This window comes from Halomonas bluephagenesis, from assembly GCF_054790765.1.
In genome coordinates, this window is sequence record NZ_CP133631.1 from 3,435,948 (window position 1) to 3,456,033 (window position 20,086).

Annotated in this window: 17 protein-coding genes; 10 read left to right on the forward strand and 7 right to left on the reverse strand. The window is 52.1% G+C overall.

Annotation, left to right across the window (positions count from 1 at the left end; genetic code table 11):
• Window positions 1-92: 92 nt before the first annotated feature.
• Complete coding sequence (locus tag REH51_RS15630) at window positions 93-677, forward strand: elongation factor P hydroxylase (protein ID WP_009724925.1); 585 nt, start codon at window positions 93-95, stop codon at window positions 675-677.
• Here the strand turns inward: REH51_RS15630 and REH51_RS15635 are convergent.
• Window positions 674-1,153: a hypothetical protein gene (locus REH51_RS15635; RefSeq protein ID WP_009724926.1), complete on the reverse strand. Its 480-nt coding sequence runs from the start codon at window positions 1,151-1,153 to the stop codon at window positions 674-676. The genes REH51_RS15630 and REH51_RS15635 overlap by 4 nt on opposite strands.
• 12 nt (window positions 1,154-1,165) lie before the next feature.
• Window positions 1,166-2,017, reverse strand: coding sequence for a TatD family hydrolase (locus REH51_RS15640; RefSeq protein ID WP_009724927.1), 852 nt, complete (start codon window positions 2,015-2,017; stop codon window positions 1,166-1,168).
• Between the two features lie 269 nt (window positions 2,018-2,286).
• Here REH51_RS15640 and REH51_RS15645 point away from each other — a divergent pair, with 269 nt between their 5' ends.
• From REH51_RS15645 to REH51_RS15665, 5 genes are all read left to right on the forward strand, one after another.
• Window positions 2,287-3,519, forward strand: a complete 1,233-nt coding sequence (locus REH51_RS15645) for an ABC transporter substrate-binding protein (RefSeq protein WP_009724928.1) — start codon at window positions 2,287-2,289, stop codon at window positions 3,517-3,519.
• A gap of 44 nt (window positions 3,520-3,563) precedes the next feature.
• Entirely contained in the window at window positions 3,564-5,120 is a 1,557-nt protein-coding gene (locus REH51_RS15650; protein ID WP_009724929.1) for a fatty acyl-CoA synthetase, read from the forward strand.
• Between the two features lie 2 nt (window positions 5,121-5,122).
• Window positions 5,123-6,265: an acyl-CoA dehydrogenase family protein gene (locus REH51_RS15655; protein WP_009724930.1), complete on the forward strand. Its 1,143-nt coding sequence runs from the start codon at window positions 5,123-5,125 to the stop codon at window positions 6,263-6,265.
• A 63-nt stretch (window positions 6,266-6,328) separates the two neighbouring features.
• Window positions 6,329-7,516: a beta-ketothiolase BktB gene (gene bktB, locus REH51_RS15660; protein ID WP_498936265.1), complete on the forward strand. Its 1,188-nt coding sequence runs from the start codon at window positions 6,329-6,331 to the stop codon at window positions 7,514-7,516.
• A gap of 35 nt (window positions 7,517-7,551) precedes the next feature.
• Window positions 7,552-9,204: a fatty acid--CoA ligase gene (locus REH51_RS15665; protein WP_498936267.1), complete on the forward strand. Its 1,653-nt coding sequence runs from the start codon at window positions 7,552-7,554 to the stop codon at window positions 9,202-9,204.
• Between the two features lie 3 nt (window positions 9,205-9,207).
• Here REH51_RS15665 and REH51_RS15670 read toward each other — a convergent pair whose 3' ends face one another.
• Window positions 9,208-10,221 carry an AraC family transcriptional regulator gene (locus REH51_RS15670; RefSeq protein ID WP_009724933.1) on the reverse strand — a complete coding sequence of 338 codons (1,014 nt, stop codon included), beginning with the start codon at window positions 10,219-10,221 and terminating at the stop codon, window positions 9,208-9,210.
• Window positions 10,222-10,374: 153 nt separating this feature from the next.
• Here REH51_RS15670 and REH51_RS15675 point away from each other — a divergent pair, with 153 nt between their 5' ends.
• Window positions 10,375-12,294 carry an ATP-binding cassette domain-containing protein gene (locus tag REH51_RS15675; RefSeq protein WP_009724934.1) on the forward strand — a complete coding sequence of 640 codons (1,920 nt, stop codon included), beginning with the start codon at window positions 10,375-10,377 and terminating at the stop codon, window positions 12,292-12,294.
• 52 nt (window positions 12,295-12,346) lie between these two features.
• Here the strand turns inward: REH51_RS15675 and REH51_RS15680 are convergent, their stop codons facing one another.
• Entirely contained in the window at window positions 12,347-12,799 is a 453-nt protein-coding gene (locus REH51_RS15680; RefSeq protein WP_009724935.1) for a universal stress protein, read from the reverse strand.
• 131 nt (window positions 12,800-12,930) lie between these two features.
• On the opposite strand from REH51_RS15680, the gene REH51_RS15685 reads away from it, so the two are divergent.
• Window positions 12,931-13,470, forward strand: coding sequence for a preprotein translocase subunit YajC (locus tag REH51_RS15685; RefSeq protein ID WP_009724936.1), 540 nt, complete (start codon window positions 12,931-12,933; stop codon window positions 13,468-13,470).
• Between the two features lie 8 nt (window positions 13,471-13,478).
• Here the strand turns inward: REH51_RS15685 and slyA are convergent, their stop codons facing one another.
• Both slyA and REH51_RS15695 read right to left on the reverse strand, forming a co-directional pair.
• Complete coding sequence (slyA, locus tag REH51_RS15690; RefSeq protein ID WP_009724937.1) at window positions 13,479-13,931, reverse strand: transcriptional regulator SlyA; 453 nt, start codon at window positions 13,929-13,931, stop codon at window positions 13,479-13,481.
• 71 nt (window positions 13,932-14,002) lie between these two features.
• A complete protein-coding gene (locus tag REH51_RS15695; protein WP_498936269.1) occupies window positions 14,003-15,160 on the reverse strand; it encodes a DUF5924 family protein in 1,158 nt (385 codons plus the stop codon).
• Between the two features lie 271 nt (window positions 15,161-15,431).
• Here REH51_RS15695 and fadB point away from each other — a divergent pair, with 271 nt between their 5' ends.
• Window positions 15,432-17,606, forward strand: a complete 2,175-nt coding sequence (gene fadB / locus REH51_RS15700) for a fatty acid oxidation complex subunit alpha FadB (protein ID WP_498936271.1) — start codon at window positions 15,432-15,434, stop codon at window positions 17,604-17,606.
• Window positions 17,607-17,629: 23 nt separating this feature from the next.
• A complete protein-coding gene (gene fadA / locus REH51_RS15705) occupies window positions 17,630-18,808 on the forward strand; it encodes an acetyl-CoA C-acyltransferase FadA (protein WP_009724940.1) in 1,179 nt (392 codons plus the stop codon).
• A 58-nt stretch (window positions 18,809-18,866) separates the two neighbouring features.
• Here fadA and REH51_RS15710 read toward each other — a convergent pair whose 3' ends face one another.
• Complete coding sequence (locus REH51_RS15710) at window positions 18,867-19,955, reverse strand: histone deacetylase family protein (protein WP_498936273.1); 1,089 nt, start codon at window positions 19,953-19,955, stop codon at window positions 18,867-18,869.
• Window positions 19,956-20,086: the final 131 nt, after the last annotated feature.

Sequence of the window (20,086 nt, forward strand, 5' to 3'; positions counted from 1 at the left end):
GCTGTCAAAGAAGCTGTCGTCTCTTTAGCTTATGGGCAAGGCGCAGGTATACTTTATGAAATGAACAGTTAAATGAATGGCGATGTAGGTATATGGTGACTCAAGAGCAGGAGCGTTGGACGCTCCACGACATAACTGCATTGTTTGATGGTGTGTTTTCAGCGCGTTATCAGACGCGATTGATTAAGGGCGGTGATGAACCCCTATATCGCCCAGCCACATCTGAAACTCCTTACCATCAAGTGATCTTTGCGCGCGGCTTTTTTGCTAGTGCACTGCACGAGATCAGCCACTGGTGCATTGCTGGGGAGAAGCGTCGGCTGCTGGAGGATTACGGTTACTGGTATTTACCTGATGGACGTGACGCCCAGCAGCAGCAGGCATTCGAAAAAGCGGAGATTGCCCCACAGGCGCTGGAACAGTTATTTACCCGCGCCTGCGGGCGCACGTTTCACGTTAGCGTAGATAACTTGGGTGGAGACGTTGAGGTGGATCGTGATGCGTTTGCCAGCAACGTAAATGCCCGGGCAGCACGCTATTTGGAGGAGGGGCTGCCATTGCGTGCCAACGCCTTATTTGTCGCGTTGACACGCTATTATCAGCATCAGGAGACCTTAGCGCAGGCCGTTAAGCAGGGGCAACGAGAACTTGACGTAGCGTTGGTCGAAGCGGTTTAGTCTTTTTCGGTAAGTTGCTTGTGTAGCGTCAGCATGACCTCGATTTCATGTTCAGGCCGCATCGGCTCAAACCCTAGGTCATTAAACGTTTCACTACGTAGGCGGTGCCAATCTCTCGCGCTAATCGCTTCATAAAGCACCTGTGCAGGTGCTAACTCAACAAAAGGATCTAAGCCGTAGGTGTCAAAGAGTCGAGCCAGTGCTGCTTCATCCTCACCGTTATCGCTGGTATACAGCGTAGCCGAGAAGTGATCGGTCTCTAGTTCACGTATGACATCCAACGGGCTGACGCCGAGGCTTTCTAGCTCTTCAATGCTATAAGAACCCATCACGTTCGTGTCTTCACTGATCCAGCTATCGTCAGGCTGAATGAGTGTCTGCTTAATACGCCCATCAGGTAGAGACCAGGCAATAGCCAGCGGCAAGCCGTCATCTTCGCCCGTCTCAATGGCAATAAATCCTGGGTAATCAGCCACGCTTCGCTCCTTTTAAGCTTCCGCATCAAGGCGGAAAAAACGCTGGGCAGTGCGGGTTGTTGCGTTCCCCAGCTCGGTTTCAGTCACGTCATGCCACTGGGCAATCTCTCTTACAATCCATGGTAGCAAGGCTGGCTCGTGACGGCGCCCTTTTAGTTTAGCTGGAAGGTTGCGAGGCAGTAGATAAGGGCAGTCAGTCTCCACCATTAGCCTTTCCAACGGAATATCTTTCACTATTGAACGAAGGTGATGACCTCTGCGCTCATCACAAATCCAGCCGGTTAACCCGATATGAAGATCTAAATCGAGATAGCCGTGCAGCGTATCTCGGTCAGCGGTGAAACAGTGAATAACGGCTTGGCTGATATCATCTCGCCAGCTATGTAGCATTTCACGCATTCGCTGCCCCGCGTCGCGTTCGTGCAAAAATAGCGGTAAGCCACTTTCAGCAGCGAGCGCCAACTGAGCTTCAAACGCTCGCTCTTGCTCGTGAGGCGTTGAAAAATTGCGATTAAAGTCCAGTCCACACTCGCCCACGGCAACCACTTCAGGTTGTTGATGCAGCGCTCTCAATTGGCGCGCCACATCACTATTCCACCCGCTAGCATCGTGAGGGTGAATCCCGGCAGTGGCATATATCCCCGGGGTCTGTTTAGCCAGCTCTACAGCGTGCTCAGCGTGTTCAATATCAGTCCCCGTCACAATAAGGGTAGCCACATTGGCCGCTTTCGCTCTGGCAATGACATCAGCTAAGTCACGCTGAAAACTCTCGTGAGTCAGGTTAGCGCCGATATCCACCAATGGGGCACCAGGGCGAAATTGCAGCGCCTCGGGTAAAAAGCTATCCACAGCACTTGTCGCCAAACGTCACACTCCCAGCGTCAGTTAAAAATTTGGTAACAAACATTACTCGCCAACTATTTAGTCAGCTGTAAAGCGCCATTGTAACGCTGGTGGGTAACAACGACTAATGGTCTATCACGGGTAGGTATCATAATCGAATGGCACGAATTGCAAAAAAACTGGCTCGATAGGGAAACAGTAAAGCGGTTTTTACTTTTAACATGAGGATGAAGCGTGAAATAAATCGGGCTTAAGGCTCTTTTAATAACAACAATAGACAGGTGAAAAACATGCAGCTATCACGTCATTTCGCTATTTCTGCGCTATCGGCAGCGGTCATTGCAGCTGGCTATGCTCCCAGCGTGGCTGCCAATGACGGTATTTCAGATAATGAAATCCGTATTGGTTATCTAGCTGATATGTCAGGGGTTTATCGTGATCCAATAGGCCCATTAGGACAAGATGCCATTGAGATGGCGATTGAAGATATTGGCGGCAGCGTACACGGTGCTCAAGTTGTCGTCTTTAGTGCTGATGATCGTAATAGCCCTGATGTTGGCTCAAGTGTCGTGCGTGAATGGATTGATGAGCGCAATGTCGACATGGTCACTGGCCTAGTGGCTTCATCGGTTACATTAGCAGCAGTAGGATTGTTAGAAGAGGCAGACAAACTTGGCTTAGTGAACGGCGCTGTTTCTTCTAGCGTCACTAACGAACACTGCTCTCCCAACCATATTCACTGGGTTTATGATACCTGGGCTATGTCAAATGGCACGGCAAAAGCAATTACGCAGGAAGGCTATAAAAACTGGTATTTACTGAGTGCCGACTACTCGTTTGGTCATGCACTTGAGGCGGATGTAGAAAGAGTGGTTACCGAAAATGGTGGAACGGTAGTGGGGCGGGCGCGTCACCCCTTCCCGAATAACGATTTTTCCTCTTTTATGCTGCAAGCACAGGCATCGGGCGCCGATGTTATTGCCCTCAATAATGCTGGTGGCGACACCATTAATGCGGTTCAAACGGCAGGCGAATTTGGCATTACTCAAGCCGGACAGATTCTAGCGGGCATGGTGTTGTTCAGTACTGACATACGCAGCATTGGGTTAGAAAATGCCCAAGGGCTGCAGTTCACAAAGGCATGGTATTACGACTTAAATGACGAAACGCGTGCCTGGGCAGAGCGTTTCCGTGAGCGTACCGGCAGCATGCCAACCATGGTGCACGCAGGTCTTTATTCCAGTACCCGCCACTATTTAGAAGCCATTGAGGCAACGGGAACAGACGATACGCAAACCGTTCGCCAGCAGATGGTTGATACCCCCATTAACGACGTGTTTGCGACGGGCGGTTATATCCGTGAGGACGGTCGTATGGTGCATGACATGTACCTCGTTGAAGTGAAAACACCGGAAGAAGCGGCCGATGAGGATGACCTCTTCAGAGTTGTGCGTACCATCCCCGCTGAGGAAGCATTCCGGCCACTGTCTGAAAGCGTCTGTCCACTCGTCAACAATTCGTAAAACGCTGATGCCTTATCAACAACACATAACAATAAGGACTTGGCATGGAACATACACACTTAATTCATCGTAATACGATTGGCGCTGCGTTAAACCGCAGCGCCCGCAAATATTCTCACCAGCTTGCGCTAACGTTTGGTGAGCGAACATGGAGCTATCAGTCGCTTAATGACGCCGCTAACAGCGTGGCCAACGGCTTGTTAGCGGCCGGCCTTTCTCCTGGAGACCGGCTGGCGGTATACGGTAAAAACTCAGATGCTTATGTAATAGCTTGGCTTGCCACCACTAAAGCGGGCTTAGTACATGTGCCTATTAATTTCGCACTAAGTAGTGACGAACTGCGCTATATCCTTGAGCAGTCAGGGGCGAAAGGGCTGCTAAGCGATAGTGCGTTAGCCGACAAAGTGCACGAGGCAACCCAAGGTTTCGGATTAATAGTCAACGGCACTCTTCATGCCGATCAACAAGATAGTCAGTTAGGTAGTTTTGATGTCTTGGCTTGTGTGCGTTCCTTGCTATCAACAAGTGAGCCAGCGGTTGCTCTAGAGGGAAGCAGTCTTGCACAGCTGCTCTATACCTCTGGCACGACGGCAGCACCTAAAGCCGCCATGATGACCCACCAAGCGCTGATGGCGGAATATATGGCCTGTATGGTGGAGTTGGATATCAAGGGAAGTGACGCCATGTTAGCCGCTCTTCCGCTTTACCACTCCGCACAAATGCATGTTTTTTTGATGCCCGCTCTGCTACTGGGTGCTCCCGTTTATCTGCTCGAAGCGCCGTTACCAGATGGCTGCCTGTCGGCGATTGCTGAACAAAAAATCGTATCGTTCTTTGCGCCACCCACGGTGTGGATCAGCTTGCTGCGCCATGCTGACTTTGATCAGTTTGATTTAACCACACTCAAGAAAGCGTACTACGGCGCCTCGATCATGCCGGTGCCTGTTTTGGAAGAAATGCAGCAGCGTTTCTCTGGTGTTGGTTTATATAACTGCTACGGGCAGAGTGAAATTGCCCCCTTGGCAACGGTATTACGCCCAGAAGAGCACGCTGAGCGTCCCGCGTCGGCGGGACGGCCGATACTCACGGTAGAAACGCGCATTGTTGATTTAGAAATGAACGATGTTGCCCCTGGTGAACATGGTGAGATTATCCATCGCTCGCCGCAGCTAATGACGGGCTACTGGGATAAGCCTGAGATGACCTACGAGTCCTTCCAGGGCGGCTGGTTTCATTCTGGCGATGTGGGCTACTTCGATGAAGCAGGCTACTTATACGTCGTGGACCGGATTAAAGACGTTATTAATACGGGGGGAGTGCTGGTCGCCAGTCGTGAAGTGGAAGAGGCGCTGTTTAAGCACTCAGCCATTTCGGAAGTAGCGGTGGTGGGGCTGCCAGACGAAAAGTGGATTGAAGCGATTACCGCCGTTGTGGTGGTGAAAGAGGGGCAAACGGTGAGTGAGGATGAACTCATCCATCATGCAAAAAGCTTGATCGCACCCTATAAAGTTCCTAAACGCATAGTGTTTGCAGAGGCACTGCCAAAAAGTACTGCCGGTAAAATTCTTAAGCGTCACCTGCGCCAAGACCTAAAGGAGTGAGCATGGACGAGCAAACACAGTCGCTATTTCATGACATGATCAGCCGCTGCTTAGCGCAGGAAGTGGCGCCTTTCTATGAGCACTGGGAAGCGGCCGGTGAAATACCGCGCTCCTTATGGTTAGCGCTTGGAGCCGCCGGTCTACTGGGGATTGACCTTGATGAGACCTATGGCGGTTCAGGAGCCGATATTGCCATTACCCAGCTGGCACTGGAGGAGATTTCTCGGCAGGGGTTTGGTGGGCTGGCCAGCGCTTACAATATTCACGCTAATATCGTGATGCCTTACCTGCAAAATTTAGGCACTGATGAGCAGCGCGAAACATGGCTACCCCGCATGGCAAGTGGGGAGTGGCTGGGGGCGATTGCCATGAGCGAGCCTCATGCGGGCAGCGACTTAGCAGCGATGAAAACCCGCGCCACCAAAACAGCCGCTGGATGGTTACTAAGCGGTAGCAAGCTGTTTATTACCAATGGCCAAGTAGCAGATCTCGTTATTGTCTGTGCAAAAACAGACCCCAGTGCAGGTGCAAAAGGGGTCTCGCTGTTTTTGGTCGACACGTCCCTTACCGGTTTTTCCCGTGGTAAACCCATTAAGAAAATCGGCCAACATGCCAGCGATACGGCAGAACTGGCGTTTGATCAGTTGCAACTGCCTAGCAGTGCCTTGTTAGGAGAAGAGGGCGCTGGGTTTCGCTATCTCATGCAAGAGCTTCCCCGGGAACGCTTAGGCGTAGGTGCCCAAGCACTTGGCGCGGTAGAGGGCGCTTTGGCATTAACGCTTGATTACGTCACCCAGCGTCACGCATTTGGCCAGCGCGTGGCCGATTTTCAAAATACCCGCTTTACGCTGGCTGAGATCAAGGCCCAGCTGGATGTCGCGCGGGCCTACTTTGATCAGTGCGTTAATAAGTATCGCCAGGGCACGATGACAAGTACCGATGCCGCGATACTTAAATTACAGCTCAGCGAGCTGCAGTGTCGCGCTGTTGATCGGTGCCTTCAGTTGTTTGGCGGTTATGGCTACACCCATGAATATCCGATTTCACGGTTCTACTTAGATGCGCGGGTGCAAACGATTTACGCCGGTAGTTCTGAGATTATGAAAGAAGTGGTCGCACGCTCGCTGTTGGGCAAAGTGGCTTAAGCCCTTTTCTTAAGCCCTTTTCTTAAGCCCTTATCCACTGTGCGTCATTACTAAGGAGAGACTATGCAACTGGATAGCGTTGTTATTGTAAGCGGTGCTCGCACCGCCATTGGTGGGTTTGGTGGGTCGCTCTCATCTTTCGCGCCCCATGAGTTAGGCACTATCACTGCCCAGGAAGCATTGCGCCGTGCGGGCATTGCTGGCGCTGATATCGACCACTCTGTGTATGGCCATATTATTACCACTAGCCCAGAAGATGCCTATCTTGCCCGTCATATCGCGTTGAGTGCGGGAGTGCCGAAAGAAGCGGGTGCCTTTAATGTTAACCGGTTATGTGGTTCTGGCGTGCAGGCGGTTATATCGGCGGCGCAGCAAATCGCTCTGGGCGACAGCCGCTTAGCACTAGCGGGTGGGGCTGAGTCGATGTCGCGAGGTGCTTATCTACTGCCGCCCCAAGCACGCAATGGGATACGCCTAGGCGATGCCAATATCCAGGATCTTACCCTTGGCATTCTTAGTGATCCATTTGGCAGCGGGCATATGGGGATGACCGCTGAAAATATCGCCAAGCAGTATGGCTTAAGCCGCGAGCAGCTAGATCAGTTTGCGGTGGATAGCCATCGTAAGGCGGCAAAAGCGATTGCAGAAGGGCGTTTTGACGAGCAAATCGTGCCTGTTGAAGTGACAAAAGGAAAACAGACGGTTTCCTTTGCCCGTGATGAGCATGTGCGTGAAGGCGTTGAGTTAAGTGATTTAGCACGGCTTAAGCCGGCCTTTAAAAAAGAAGGAATAGTAACGGCAGGAAACGCCTCTGGGATCAACGATGGCGCAGCGACCTTGGTGCTGGCGCATGCCGATGAAGCACAGCAGCGCAATTTAACGGTTAGGGCGCGACTTCGCGGGGCAGCCACCGCCGGTGTGGAGCCTTCGGTAATGGGGTTAGGACCAATCCCCGCGGTGAAACGCTGCCTCCAACAGGCAGGGCTGACGATCAATGATATTGATGTGATTGAGTCCAATGAAGCGTTCGCGGCACAAGCGATGGCCGTTGCCGATACGCTGGGCTTCCCATTGGAAAAACTGAACCCGAATGGTGGCGCCGTGGCGCTTGGTCATCCGGTAGGAGCGACCGGTGCCATCTTGATCCTAAAAGCCTTACACGAATTGGAGCGACGTCAGGGCCGCTATGGTTTGATCACGCTGTGTATTGGCGGTGGGCAGGGCATTGCGCTGTTAATAGAACGCGAATAACAACCGGTTTCCCAATAACAATCGAGGTGTGTTTTATGTCTACGATAACGCCAAAAATACTTCCTTCTACGCCGTCTGCGACTAGCTCGCCTCTGTTAATCAGAGAATTGCTGGAGTCAGGTGTTCGAATGGCGGGAAATAACCAGATTGTTTATCGAGACCAGAGCCGTCATGACTATCGACGTTTTCGTGAGCGGGTACACCAGCTTGCCCATGCGCTAACGGCACAGGGCGTTCAGGCGGGTGATGTGGTGGCAGTCTTGGACTGGGACAGCCATCGCTACTTAGAGTGCTTTTTTGCCATTCCCATGATTGGTGCCGTGCTGCATACCGTCAACGTACGTTTGGCGTCTGAGCAAATTCACTACACGATGGAGCACGCTGAAGATGTCTTTGTGCTAGTGCATGAGGATTTCGTGCCGTTACTGGAGCCACTCGCTGATCAACTACCCAACATACGCGGTTACCTACTTTGCCAAGAAACACAAAGCACCGTCAGCACGTCGCTTCCGCTAGTTGGTGAGTTTGAGGCGTTGCTAAGTGAGCAGCCAACTCATTACGAGTTTCCTGTTTTTGATGAGAATGCGGTGGCCACGCTGTTCTACACCACGGGCACCACCGGTAATCCGAAAGGGGTGTTTTTTCCCCACCGCCAATTAGTTCTGCACACACTAGGTGAAGCCAGTACCTTCCAAGCACCGGGGTTTGAGCTGCTCAACCGTGACAAGGTATACATGCCCATCACGCCGATGTTCCATGTGCATGCGTGGGGCGTGCCTTACCCCGCCACGTTGATGGGAGCGACCCAGGTATACCCTGGCCGCTATGAGCCGGAAATGTTGGTCAAACTGCTGGTGAATGAAAAGGTCGATTTCTCCCACTGCGTGCCAACGCTGTTAAATATGGTGGTGAGCGCTGACGCTATCGCATCGAAAAAAATTGATTTAACCGGTTGGAAGGTGCTTGTGGGCGGCAGTGCGCTAACCCAAGCCCTGGCTAGCCGTGCTTGGTCACTCGGCATTGATACACGTAGTGCCTACGGCATGTCAGAAACCTGCCCGCTGCTAACGGCCGATATTTTACCTCAGGATGTTGCTGAGGCCGATTTTGAAACGCAGCTTCCTTGGCGGTGTAAGGCTGGTTTGCCCGTGCCCCTGGTGAAGTTGCAGGTGGTTGATGCTAATGGAGAACCGCTACCCCATGATGGCGTCAGCGTGGGCGAAGTGCGTGCCCAGGCGCCCTGGCTAACTCAGGCATACTACAAGGAAGAAAAACGCAGTGAAGAGCTTTGGCGGGATGGGTGGCTACATACCGGTGATGTTGGCTCGATTGATGAGCATGGTTTCTTGGCCATTAGCGATCGTATTAAAGATGTCATCAAAACCGGCGGTGAGTGGCTCTCTTCACTTGAGCTGGAAAGCTATATTAGCCAATGCCCAGGTGTCGCTGAAGTGGCGGTGATCGGCGTCGCGGATGATAAATGGGGCGAGCGGCCAGCGGCGCTCGTCGTACCCAGCGATTTAAATAACCCGCCCACTGCAGAGAAGGTACAAGCATTTATGGAGCAGTTCGTAGAACAGGGCAGCATCAACCGCTGGGGCATTCCATCGTTGATTCGCTTCGTAGATGAAATTCCTAAAACCAGTGTCGGTAAGCTGGATAAAAAGCGCATTCGCACTGAGATCTGAACGCTAACGTTTAAGTCCCGCCGTTTGCGCCTTGCGGTAGGCGGCGGGCGAGTTTCCTGTCCATTGTTTAAACGCTCGGCTAAGGCAGGCAAGGTCTTCGAAGCCGAGTTTTTCTGCAATTGCCGTCAGTGGTTGTGTGCTGCGAGTGAGTGCTTGAATGGCATAGTCGCGACGGTATTCGTCTTTAACCGCCTGGAAATGGGTGCCTTCGAGTTTCAAGTGTCTTGAGAGTGTACGCACGGACATATGTAACGCATCTGCCACATGCTGAACAGTGCATGAGGCGGGCAAGTGGCGGCTTAGGTGTTCGCGAACGCGGTGAGTCACTAAACGATCTTCAAAAGAGACGTAGAACCAGTCAGCCGGTGCGCGTTGTAAAAATGCGCCAAGATGCTGTTTAGTCTGTCGTATAGGGTGGTTTAGAAACGCCTTATCAAAGTAAACAGCTGTTTGTGGTTGATCGAATCTTACTTTGCCGGGATAGAAGTAGAGATAGTCAGCGCTGTGAGCGGGTTGGGCATAGCCGCACTCCATTAAAATAGGTGGGATTTTGCGAGCGATCATCCATGAGGAAATGCCGTGAAACAGCTTCAGCATCAGCTCATGAATCAATATTCTGCTACCTTGAGGCGGGGCGCGTTCTTCCAGCGCCACTCGGGCGAATCCGCCTTCAATAGTAAAACCGTAGCCAAAATCATCTAATAGAATTCGAAAAAATTGCGTATAGCGGTGAAGAGCAACGTGCAGTGTAGGCGCATCTAGCAAGCTTAAGCACAACAGCTTTAGCGTTCCACAGCGTAGCGGCCTGGAGAAAAAGCACGGTGTCTCATCATCTAGCTCAAGGGCGAGTAGGCGGTAAAGCTCGGCAAACTGCTCAACAGTGACTCGCCCATTCGGTGCGCTAAGCAGAAAGGGGGAAATTCCAGCAAGTTCCAAGTAGCGAACAGGAGAATGCTCAGTAGCGGGTAAGCCACACAAGAGTTCGTTCACAAAGTGCATTGAGACGGTAACGGTCACGATGTCAGCCCTAAACGAGTAGCTTGGCACTACCTTGTTATTATCACGTGATGATGGGACGTTAGCACGATGTGTCGTTTGGCTCTATAAGGGCTCTCCTTAACGTGAGTGCATGCGTTACACTGTGCGCCTCATGATGAAGGAGGACACTGCGTGACCTTGTTACGACTCGAACAGCTGCAACTCGCTTACGGCACCCAAGTACTGCTTAACCGCGCCGACCTAACGGTTGAAAAAGGCGAGCGGCTGGCGCTGGTCGGGCGCAACGGCACCGGTAAATCAACGCTATTAAAACTAGTGGCGGGCGATATTCATGCCGATGACGGCTCTATTTGGCGAGCGCCGGGCTTGAAAATTGGCGTACTGTCTCAGGAGTTGCCTGAATCCTCAGGCATGACGATTTTTGACATGGTTGCTCAGGGGCTGCCCGAAGCGGGGGAGCTGCTATCCGAATACCAGCACCTAATCAATGACCCTGACCCCGATATGAACCGCATGGCCAAGTTGCAAACCCGCATCGAAGCCATCGACGGCTGGTCTTTCCATCAGAGCATTGATGTCGTACTCACTCGTTTAGGGTTACCCCCTGAAGCTGAAATGAGTGCGCTTTCTGGTGGCTGGCGCCGTCGTGTTGCACTGGCACGAGCACTAGTTTCAGAGCCTGACTTACTGCTCCTTGACGAGCCCACCAACCATCTTGATCTAGACACGATTGCTTGGTTGGAAGAGCAACTGCTGGCCTTTAATGGCGCGGTATTACTGATTACCCACGACCGTGCTTTCTTATCTAAGCTGGCCACCACGATTCTTGAGCTAGACCGAGGTAAGCTTGGCCGTTATCCCGGTAACTATGCAGAGTATCAAGAGCGAAAGCAGCATGAGCTGGAAGTAGAAGCCCGTGAACATGCGCTTTTCGATAAAAAGCTCGCCCAGGAAGAAGTCTGGATTCGTCAAGGCGTCAAGGCACGGCGTACCCGCAACGAAGGCCGTGTGCGAGAACTTGAACAGATGCGTTTGGAGCGCAGCCAGCGCCGTGAACGTCAGGGCACTGCTAATCTCAACGTTGACAGCGGCGAACGTACTGGTAAGCGGGTAGTCGAGCTGAAAGGCGTAACACAGCGCTTCGGCAATGATGTCATTCTGCGTGATGTGAACCTTGAAGTGATGCGTGGCGACCGTATTGGCTTCCTAGGTCGCAACGGTGCCGGTAAAACAACGCTGCTGAAAATCTTGCTAGGCGAGCTTGCCCCTACGGAAGGTAGTGCTCAGTTGGGTACCAATTTGAAGGTCGCTTACTTCGATCAGCTACGCGCTGGCTTGGAACTGGAAAAAACTGTCTACGACAACGTCGCCCAGGGCAGCGATCGGGTAACCGTTGGCGGAAAAGATCGCCACGTGATGAGTTACCTTCAGGATTTTCTATTCACACCTGACCGTGTTCGACAGCCGGTGAAAGCGCTTTCCGGCGGAGAGTCCAACCGTCTGTTGTTAGCCAAGCTGTTTACCCAGCCTGCCAACGTACTGGTGTTGGATGAGCCTACCAACGACTTGGACATGGAAACCCTTGAGCTGCTTGAAGAGCTGCTGTTGGACTTTGACGGCACGCTGCTACTGGTCTCTCACGACCGGACATTTATGGATAACGTCGTGACCAGCATGCTGGCCTTTGAGGGTGAGGGCTATGTGCGTGAATACGTGGGTGGCTACACGGATTGGATTCGCCAAGGAGGTAAACTGCCGCCAGCACCTTGGGAAGGTGCCGCTCGCCAGAACACTGAACCGACTAGCGTTGTGGTTGAAAAAACGCCAGAGAAGCCGGTTGTAGAGCCCGCTAAGAAAACCGTTAAGCTCTCTTATAAAGTGCAGCGAGAGTTAGACGCGTTACCTGCACAGATTGAGCGCCTTGAGAGTGAGGTAGAGGCGTTAGAGCAAGAGATTGGCGATCCTGCCTTCTATCAGCAAGAAGCCAGTGCCGTCACTGCTAAGTTGCAAGCGTTAGAAAATGTACAGCAAACGCTTGAGACGGCAATGGAGCGTTGGATGGAGCTTGAAGCAATGGCCAACGGTGACTGACATCAGCATCGAATGAGTAAAGGCACCCGGCTGGGTGCCCTTTACTCACGGCTTACTCGTCGCTCTGTTCACCTTTTTTGCCGACCCTAACGGCCAAAACGTCACACTGCGCGCCGTGAAGTACGCCGGTAGAGGTAGAGCCAAGTAGCAGGGCAAAGCCATGACGCCCATGCGAGCCAACAACGATTAGATCGACGTTGTGTTCTTCTGCGAAGCGGTGAATCTCGGTGTCTGGCATACCGACCACGACATGTTGATCCGCAGGTTCGACATGAGGGATGGCAATTTCAGCCAGCCGCTTTTTTGCGTGGTCATCCAGTTGGTCTTGAATGCTGGTGAGATCCATTGGAATGTCGCCGCCGTAAGCGAAGCCCAATGGTTCGAGGGTGTGCATAATAGAAATTTTGGCATCGTTGTTGCGCTCAGCAATCGCGACTGCGCGCTCTAAGATTTTATGGGAGTCTTTAGTTAGATCAACGGCTACTAATATGTGGTGATAGCTCATGGCTAATCTCCTTATTGATAATTAACAAAGAAAACGCTTTGTTAGATGACCTTTACTTTAGGCTGCAAGCGCAATCTTAACAACGATCTATGTCATGCTTTTTTAAGTTAAAGAATAGGAGAGACGCCGGGATGGAATGGTTAATTATTATTTTTATTTTAATGTTTGTTATTGCTCCGGTGATGTGGCTGAAGCCTAGCCCCCAGCAAAAGCGCCAAATGGCGCTGCGTTCAAGTGCCAAGAAGCAAGGGGTAACGGTCAAGATGGAGAAGCCGCCCCTGCATCATTTCCGAGGCACGATGCCCGCCTATCGTTGGTATTTTTCCCAGCAGGCGCCAGGTCCCGATTTTGTGCTAGTTCGTGAATCGAACGCAAGTGAGGCGCTGGAGCTTTATCATGCCGGGTGGCGTTGGCGTATTGCGCCATTACGGCCACTGCCAGAAATCGCAAGCGCCTCTTTGAAAGCCTTGCTAGAGCGCCTTCCACAAGATGCTTTGGTGATCGAGTCGAATTCTACGGCGTTAACACTATGGTGGTGGGAGTCACAAACTGCCGAGCGTTTCTCGACCTACGGAGACGATTTTCAGACGCTAAAAGAAACGCTTAGTGGGTTGTCAGACCGCCCTGCTGTAAAGCCGCTAAATGGGACCGGCGAAACAGCAGGGCATTAATGGAAGTCTTATGCCGGGGGGCCGTCTTGGTCTCTTGACTGAATCGCCATGCCATTGGACTCTATCAGCGCCAGCCACTTGTCTAACTGGTCTAAATCACTCTCACTTAGGCCAGCCAACATCTCTTTGCGCGCCACCTGGACAACGCTGTCAATTTGTTCAAGTAGGGGCATTGCCGCCGGCGTTAGATAAAGCCGCTTGCTACGGCGATCATTATCGCAGGCCCGTCGCTCAACTAGCCCTTGTGCCTCGAGTTGCCCTAGGGTTCTTACTAAAGACGGCGCCTCTACGCCAATCGCCCTAGCTAAATCACACTGTGGGTTGCCTTCACCTAACTTCCATAGATGGTAAAGCGTCACCCAGCGCGTTTGTGTTAACCCTAAGGGGGCAAGCCTTCGGTCCAGAATAGAACGCCACAGGTGGGGCAGGCGTGCAATGCGAAAACCAATTGTTGAAGCCATAGTAAACAGCTACCGAAAAGTGTAAGTAGGCGAATTGTCATAAGCTGCGCCGCTGAATGCAAGGCGTTATGTTATTCGTCCGTTGATGAATCGTTTTCAGAGCTGTCGTTTCCAGGTATAAAGCGGCGCAAATTTAGCGCACTCAAGCCGTTCGGTTGGATCTTGCTGTCCGCTATCGTGGCTTTTTCCAGATCGTCCGAAACAGTAAACCGGATCAGCCCTAGCCGTTGTCCGCTATCCGTCATAATGTCGATACGCCACTCTCCCGACGGCGCTTCAGGAAAATTCTGCTTATGGCTCCATGCCCGGTAGCCCTGTTCCCGTCCACCGTTGATAGCAAGTTCTACTTCGTCTAACAATTCACCGTTGTGGTGCCATACATGATGAATTGTCTCGCTTAATCCACGCGGTGCACGAATAGCGGTGTAAACGTAAAGGCCTTTAGAGCGAATCGCATCTGGCGTAAGTGCCATTGTCCCGTGAGGTGCGCGGCTTTGAATATCAAGAGCCGGGGAAAGTGCGCTGTTTGTCATCCACAAACTGGCTGGGGGCACCCATATTTTGCCGAGCCAGGCTGCATACGCCAACATGATAGTGAGAGCAAAAAAAGCGAACCAGCGTGTTAATGAACGTTTTTTAAGCAAGTGCCAAAAACTGGGCAGTGCAACAAATATGGTAATCACCAGCGCAAGGATTAGGCTTTGGCCAGTCGTCAGTTGAAGCATGATAGGCAGAATCACCAATACCACTAAAAAGACACACTGGGCATGAAAGATAAAATAGAGGCTTTGCCAGCGCTCGGCGAGCTTGTAATAGAGTGGATCTACGATCGACAGTATTGCCATTGTTATCACTAACAATGCAAACAGCGTCTGCCCACTATTCCACACGGTTGTAACCAGGATAAATGGCAACGTAAAGAACAGTGTTTCCTGGTGAATCATTTGGGCGATAAAGGTGGTGACCCCACGGGGCAGTGTGGGGTGGCCGCGTTTAGCAAGCCAACGTCCTATGAAGCTCTCAGTGAGTAGTAGCAGCCAGGCAAAAAGAAGTCCCAACGCTAACGCGGCTCCTAGCCATTGTTGGCGATCCACCAGAAAAAAGCTGCCCAGCCCAGCGCCAAACGCGATAGGTGGCCACAGCCAGCTCCAGGGTTTTAGACGCTCGACGGTACGTTCAACCCGTGCTTGTAGTGCCGTGATACGAGTGGGAGTAAAGAAACTACCCATGGCGATGTTGGCTCATAAATGAAAACAGCATGATCGTTGGATTAATCGGGAAAGTCGATGCGTTCTCTATCTTGTCTATAAAAAGCGCAAAAAATGTGCGCCTGTTGTAAGTTGATTTGTGTAAGTGCACTTGAGAGATAAGCGCATTAGCCAAAAGTCAGGGCTTGACGTTCCTCACTATCTCAACCAAGCTTACGCAATCAAACGACCGTATGAAATGCGTGGCGGGTCCGATTAAAGGTGCCAGCCCGAACTTGTGGAGAGAGCGCGGATGATCTATCAAGGCAATGCCATCACGGTGGAGCGTCGTGACACCCAAGGTGGCAATGACATCGCTAAGCTCACTTTCGATCTGAAAGATGAGTCCGTTAATAAGCTGTCCAGTGCTGTTGTGGCAGAGTTGGGCGAGGCAGTAAAAGCGCTTCAAGCTGAAAGCGGCCTACAGGGGTTGATGATTAGCAGTGGCAAAGATGCATTTATTGTCGGCGCTGACATCACCGAGTTTCACAGCCTTTTTGACAAAGGCGAAGAGTATCTCGTCGAGATGAACCTTAAGGTTCACGACATCTTCAATGCGATTGAAGATCTGCCTTTCCCAACCGTGACGGCCATTAATGGCCTGGCCCTTGGTGGCGGCTGTGAAGTCCTGTTGACCACCGATTTCCGGGTAATGAGTGAGAAAGCCAAAATCGGCTTACCTGAAACCAAGCTAGGCATTCTGCCAGGCTGGGGTGGTTGTGTACGTTTACCTCGCTTGATTGGCGCAGATAACGCGATTGAATGGATTGCTGGCGGTACTGAAAACCGTGCTAATGCGGCACTTAAAGTCGGCGCAGTCGATGCTGTTGTTACTCACGAGCTTCTTGAAGAAGCCGCATTGGATATTCTAGACCGTGCCAATGCCGGTGAGTTGGATTACCAAGCGCGTCGCGAAGAGAAGAAATCACCGCTTAATCTCAACGCCATTGAGCAAATGATGGCGTTTGAAACCGCCAAAGGGTTTGTAGCTGGCAAGGCCGGCCCTCACTACCCCGCGCCGGTAGAGTCGATCAAGGTGATTCAGAAAGGCGCTGGCGAGACGCGTGCCCGTGCCCAGGCGATTGAAGCGAAAGCATTTGCCAAGCTAGCACTCAGCAGTGTTGCCTTTAACTTGGTTGGCCTGTTCCTTAACGACCAAGTCGTGAAGAAAAAAGGTAGCAAGTACGAGAAGCAGTCGCAGCCAGTTAAGCAGACCGCCGTGCTGGGCGCAGGCATCATGGGTGGTGGTATCGCCTACCAGAGTGCCAGCAAAGGTACGCCCATTGTTATGAAAGATATCAATGAGGAAGCCATTGAGCTGGGCCTGAAAGAAGCGCGTAAGCTGTTCTCCAAGCAGGTAGAGCGTAAAAAGCTGACGACCGAGCAGATGGCCGAAAAGCTGACCAACATTCGCCCCACGCTCTCTTACGGTGATTTCGGCAACGTCGACCTAGTGGTCGAGGCGGTGGTTGAAAATCCCAAGGTCAAAGACGCCGTACTGACCGAAGTCGAAGGCATGGTGAGTGAAAGCACCATCCTTACCTCTAACACCTCGACGATTTCTATTAATCGCTTGGCTAAGAATCTTAAGCGTCCTGAAAACTTCTGCGGTATGCACTTTTTTAACCCTGTGCACCGTATGCCGTTAGTGGAGGTTATTCGTGGCGAGAAGACCTCAGATGCGGCGGGGGCAGCAACAGTTGCCTACGCACGTGCGATGGGCAAAACCCCGATCGTTGTGAATGACTGCCCCGGCTTTTTGGTTAACCGCGTATTGTTCCCTTACTTCGGCGGCTTTAGCTTCCTGGTAGAGCAGGGCGCTGATTTCCAGCGCGTTGACAAAGTGATGGAAAAGTTTGGCTGGCCTATGGGGCCTGCGTATCTGCTGGACGTAGTCGGTCTTGATACTGCGGTACACGCTAACGAAGTGATGGCAGAAGGCTTCCCGGATCGCATGGCGCGTGACGGCAAAACCGCTATTCAGGTGATGTACGACAATAAGCGTCTGGGCCAGAAGAACGATAAAGGCTTCTATGCCTATGAAGAAGATAAGAAAGGCAAACCTAAGAAAGTTACCGACGAGCAAGCCTACGCGCTGGTGAAAGACGTCGTGAAAGAGCAGAAAGAGTTTTCTGATGAAGACATTATCGCTCGCATGATGGTACCGCTTTGTCTGGAAACTGTTCGTTGCCTTGAAGATGGCATCGTGGAACCCCCAGCTGAAGCCGATATGGCATTAATCTACGGCATCGGTTTCCCTCCCTTCCGCGGTGGCGCGCTGCGCTACATTGACGCGATGGGTGTTGCCGAATTCGTGAAGCTAGCCGAAAACCTTGCGGAAGAGTTAGGCCCGCTTTACGCGCCCACTGAGAAACTGCGTCAGATGGCTCAAAATAACGAGCAATTTTATTCTGGCACTCAGGCCTAACCACCACGCATAGGAGATAGAAGATGAGTTTGAACCCAAGAGATATCGTGGTGGTTGACGGTGTACGTACCGCCATGGCGAAAGCTAAAAATGGCGCGTTTCGTAATGTGCGCGCTGAGAATTTGTCAGCAGCTGTCATGCAGGCGCTGTTTGATCGTAACGCTAATCTAGATCCGTCCGAAGTTGATGATGTAATCTGGGGGTGTGTTAACCAGACCCTTGAGCAGTCCATGAACATCGCGCGTAATGCGGCGATCATGACCGGCATTCCCCGCTCGGTGCCTGCGCAAACCGTTAACCGTCTGTGCGGCTCCTCAATGACGGCACTGCATATTGCGGCGGCTAACATTAAAGCGGGTATGGGCGACTTTTACGTGATCGGTGGGGTAGAGCACATGGAGCACGTGCCCATGGCTCACGGTGTTGATGTTAACCCAGCCGCCAGCAAATACGCCGCGAAAGCTGCCATGATGATGGGGTTGACTGCTGAACTGCTGGGCAAAATGCACGGTATTTCCCGTGAAGACCAGGATAAGTTTGGCGTGCGTTCCCACCAGCGTGCCCAGGCTGCGATGGAGAAAGGCTACTTCGATAACGAAATCATTGGCGTTGAAGGCCACGATCAGCGCGGCTTTAAAATTCTGTTCAAAAACGATGAAGTGATTCGTCCTGAGGCGAGCCTTGAGTCGATGGCCAGCCTTAAGCCGGTGTTTGATCCTCGCAACGGTACCGTTACCGCTGGCACGTCGTCTGCATTGTCGGTAGGCGCTTCAGCAATGGCCGTTATGAGCTACGAGCGCGCCCAAGCGTTAGGGCTTGAGCCGATTGCGAAAGTGCTTTCAACGGGTGTAGCAGGCTGTGATGCCTCTATTATGGGTTACGGCCCGGTGCCTGCGTCTAAAAAAGCCCTGAAAGCCGCTGGCTTATCGGCAGCAGATATTCAAACCGTTGAGCTCAACGAAGCGTTTGCTGCGCAAGGCTTGCCTGTCTTGAAAGATCTTGGCTTCCTAGATGCCATGGATGAAAAAGTGAACCTACACGGCGGTGCCATTGCGCTAGGCCACCCGCTGGGCTGTTCGGGTTCGCGGATCTGTACAACACTGCTTAACGTTATGCAGCAGCGCGATACCACCCTCGGCCTTGCCACTATGTGTATCGGTATGGGGCAAGGGGTAGCGACCGTGTTTGAACGACTCAAATAAACACAGCGCTTACCGACAAAACGGCACCCCCGCGGTGCCGTTTTTTATGGCAGTGCTGTTAACTGGTTGGAAACGCACTGCGATGAAAGTCAGCCGCCGCTTGGACTTCTGCGATACCGCAAGTATCAGGCACTGGGATGGTGTTTCCCGCAAGTACTGCAAGCACCGCTCGGGTGCCGTTGGCCAGTGATTCCAGGTTATAGCCGCCCTCTAAAACAAACACTAAACGGCCCTCGCAGTGTTGTTCAGCTAGCTGTTGTAAGAACCCCGTCAGGGCACCAAAGCCCTCATAAGAAACGTTGAGCGCTAAATCATGCCAATGTGGGTCAAAGCCTGCTGAGACTAAAATAATATCCGGCTTAAACCAATGGGCAGCAGGCGCCAAAATGTCACGAAACGCCTTGAGATACGCCTCATCGCCGGCGCCAGCGGGGAGTGGGACATTGATGGTAGTTCCTTCACCCAAACCCGCGCCGACTTCTTCTAAATGACCTGAGCCTGGGTAGAAAGGTGCGGCGCGGTGTATGTCAAAAAACATCACGTCGGGGTCGGCCCAAAAGATATCCTGTGTGCCGTTACCGTGGTGTGCGTCCCAATCAATAATTAGTACTCTTTCGCAGCCTAAGGCGCTGCGCGCATGGGCGGCAGCTACTGCAACATTGTTGAATAAGCAAAACCCACGGGCGCGAACGGGTTCCGCATGATGGCCAGGCGGCCTAATAAGTGCAAACGCACTTTGGGTGCGTTTATCCATGACGGCTTCTACGGCGGCAATAGCCGTGCCTGCGGCGACTTCTGCCGCGTCAATGCTACCTGGTGACACCGCTGTGTTATCCACATCCAACCATGCATTTTTTCCGCGCAGGCTAAAGATGTCGCTGAGATAAGAGGTGGTGTGTACACGGGCTAACTGATCGTGTGTCGCGGCCTTGCCTCCTTCAATCTGCAGACCATCAATCGGTGCTTTCTCAAGCAGTTGTTGGATTGCTTGTAACCGACCAGGGTGCTCGGGGTATTTCCACGGAATAGGTAGCCCTGCCAACAAGTGTCGAATGCGTTTATCAATTCGCTCGGGTAAAAAATCCGCGTCGATATTAGGCTCGTGGTCAAGTACGCGATCGTCATAAAAAGCGATGACTTTATGCATAATGGCTACCTGAAATACATGCGTTGGGTTATGGCAAGGCGACGGGTGGAGTGGGCAGGTGCCTCTATGGAATACCGGCGCGACATGCTTCTTTATAGTAAGGCAGGCTTAACAGCGTTATACAATTTGAT

Bases quoted from the DNA above. Each gene is read 5' to 3' on its own strand.
- REH51_RS15630 (WP_009724925.1), top strand. From the start codon at position 93: ATGGTGACTCAAGAGCAGGAGCGTTGGACGCTCCACGACATAACTGCA.
- REH51_RS15645 (WP_009724928.1), top strand. From the start codon at position 2,287: ATGCAGCTATCACGTCATTTCGCTATTTCTGCGCTATCGGCAGCGGTC.
- REH51_RS15650 (WP_009724929.1), top strand. From the start codon at position 3,564: ATGGAACATACACACTTAATTCATCGTAATACGATTGGCGCTGCGTTA.
- REH51_RS15655 (WP_009724930.1), top strand. From the start codon at position 5,123: ATGGACGAGCAAACACAGTCGCTATTTCATGACATGATCAGCCGCTGC.
- bktB (WP_498936265.1), top strand. From the start codon at position 6,329: ATGCAACTGGATAGCGTTGTTATTGTAAGCGGTGCTCGCACCGCCATT.
- REH51_RS15665 (WP_498936267.1), top strand. From the start codon at position 7,552: ATGTCTACGATAACGCCAAAAATACTTCCTTCTACGCCGTCTGCGACT.
- REH51_RS15680 (WP_009724935.1), bottom strand. From the start codon at position 12,799: ATGAGCTATCACCACATATTAGTAGCCGTTGATCTAACTAAAGACTCC.
- REH51_RS15685 (WP_009724936.1), top strand. From the start codon at position 12,931: ATGGAATGGTTAATTATTATTTTTATTTTAATGTTTGTTATTGCTCCG.
- slyA (WP_009724937.1), bottom strand. From the start codon at position 13,931: ATGGCTTCAACAATTGGTTTTCGCATTGCACGCCTGCCCCACCTGTGG.
- REH51_RS15695 (WP_498936269.1), bottom strand. From the start codon at position 15,160: ATGGGTAGTTTCTTTACTCCCACTCGTATCACGGCACTACAAGCACGG.
- fadB (WP_498936271.1), top strand. From the start codon at position 15,432: ATGATCTATCAAGGCAATGCCATCACGGTGGAGCGTCGTGACACCCAA.
- fadA (WP_009724940.1), top strand. From the start codon at position 17,630: ATGAGTTTGAACCCAAGAGATATCGTGGTGGTTGACGGTGTACGTACC.
- REH51_RS15710 (WP_498936273.1), bottom strand. From the start codon at position 19,955: ATGCATAAAGTCATCGCTTTTTATGACGATCGCGTACTTGACCACGAG.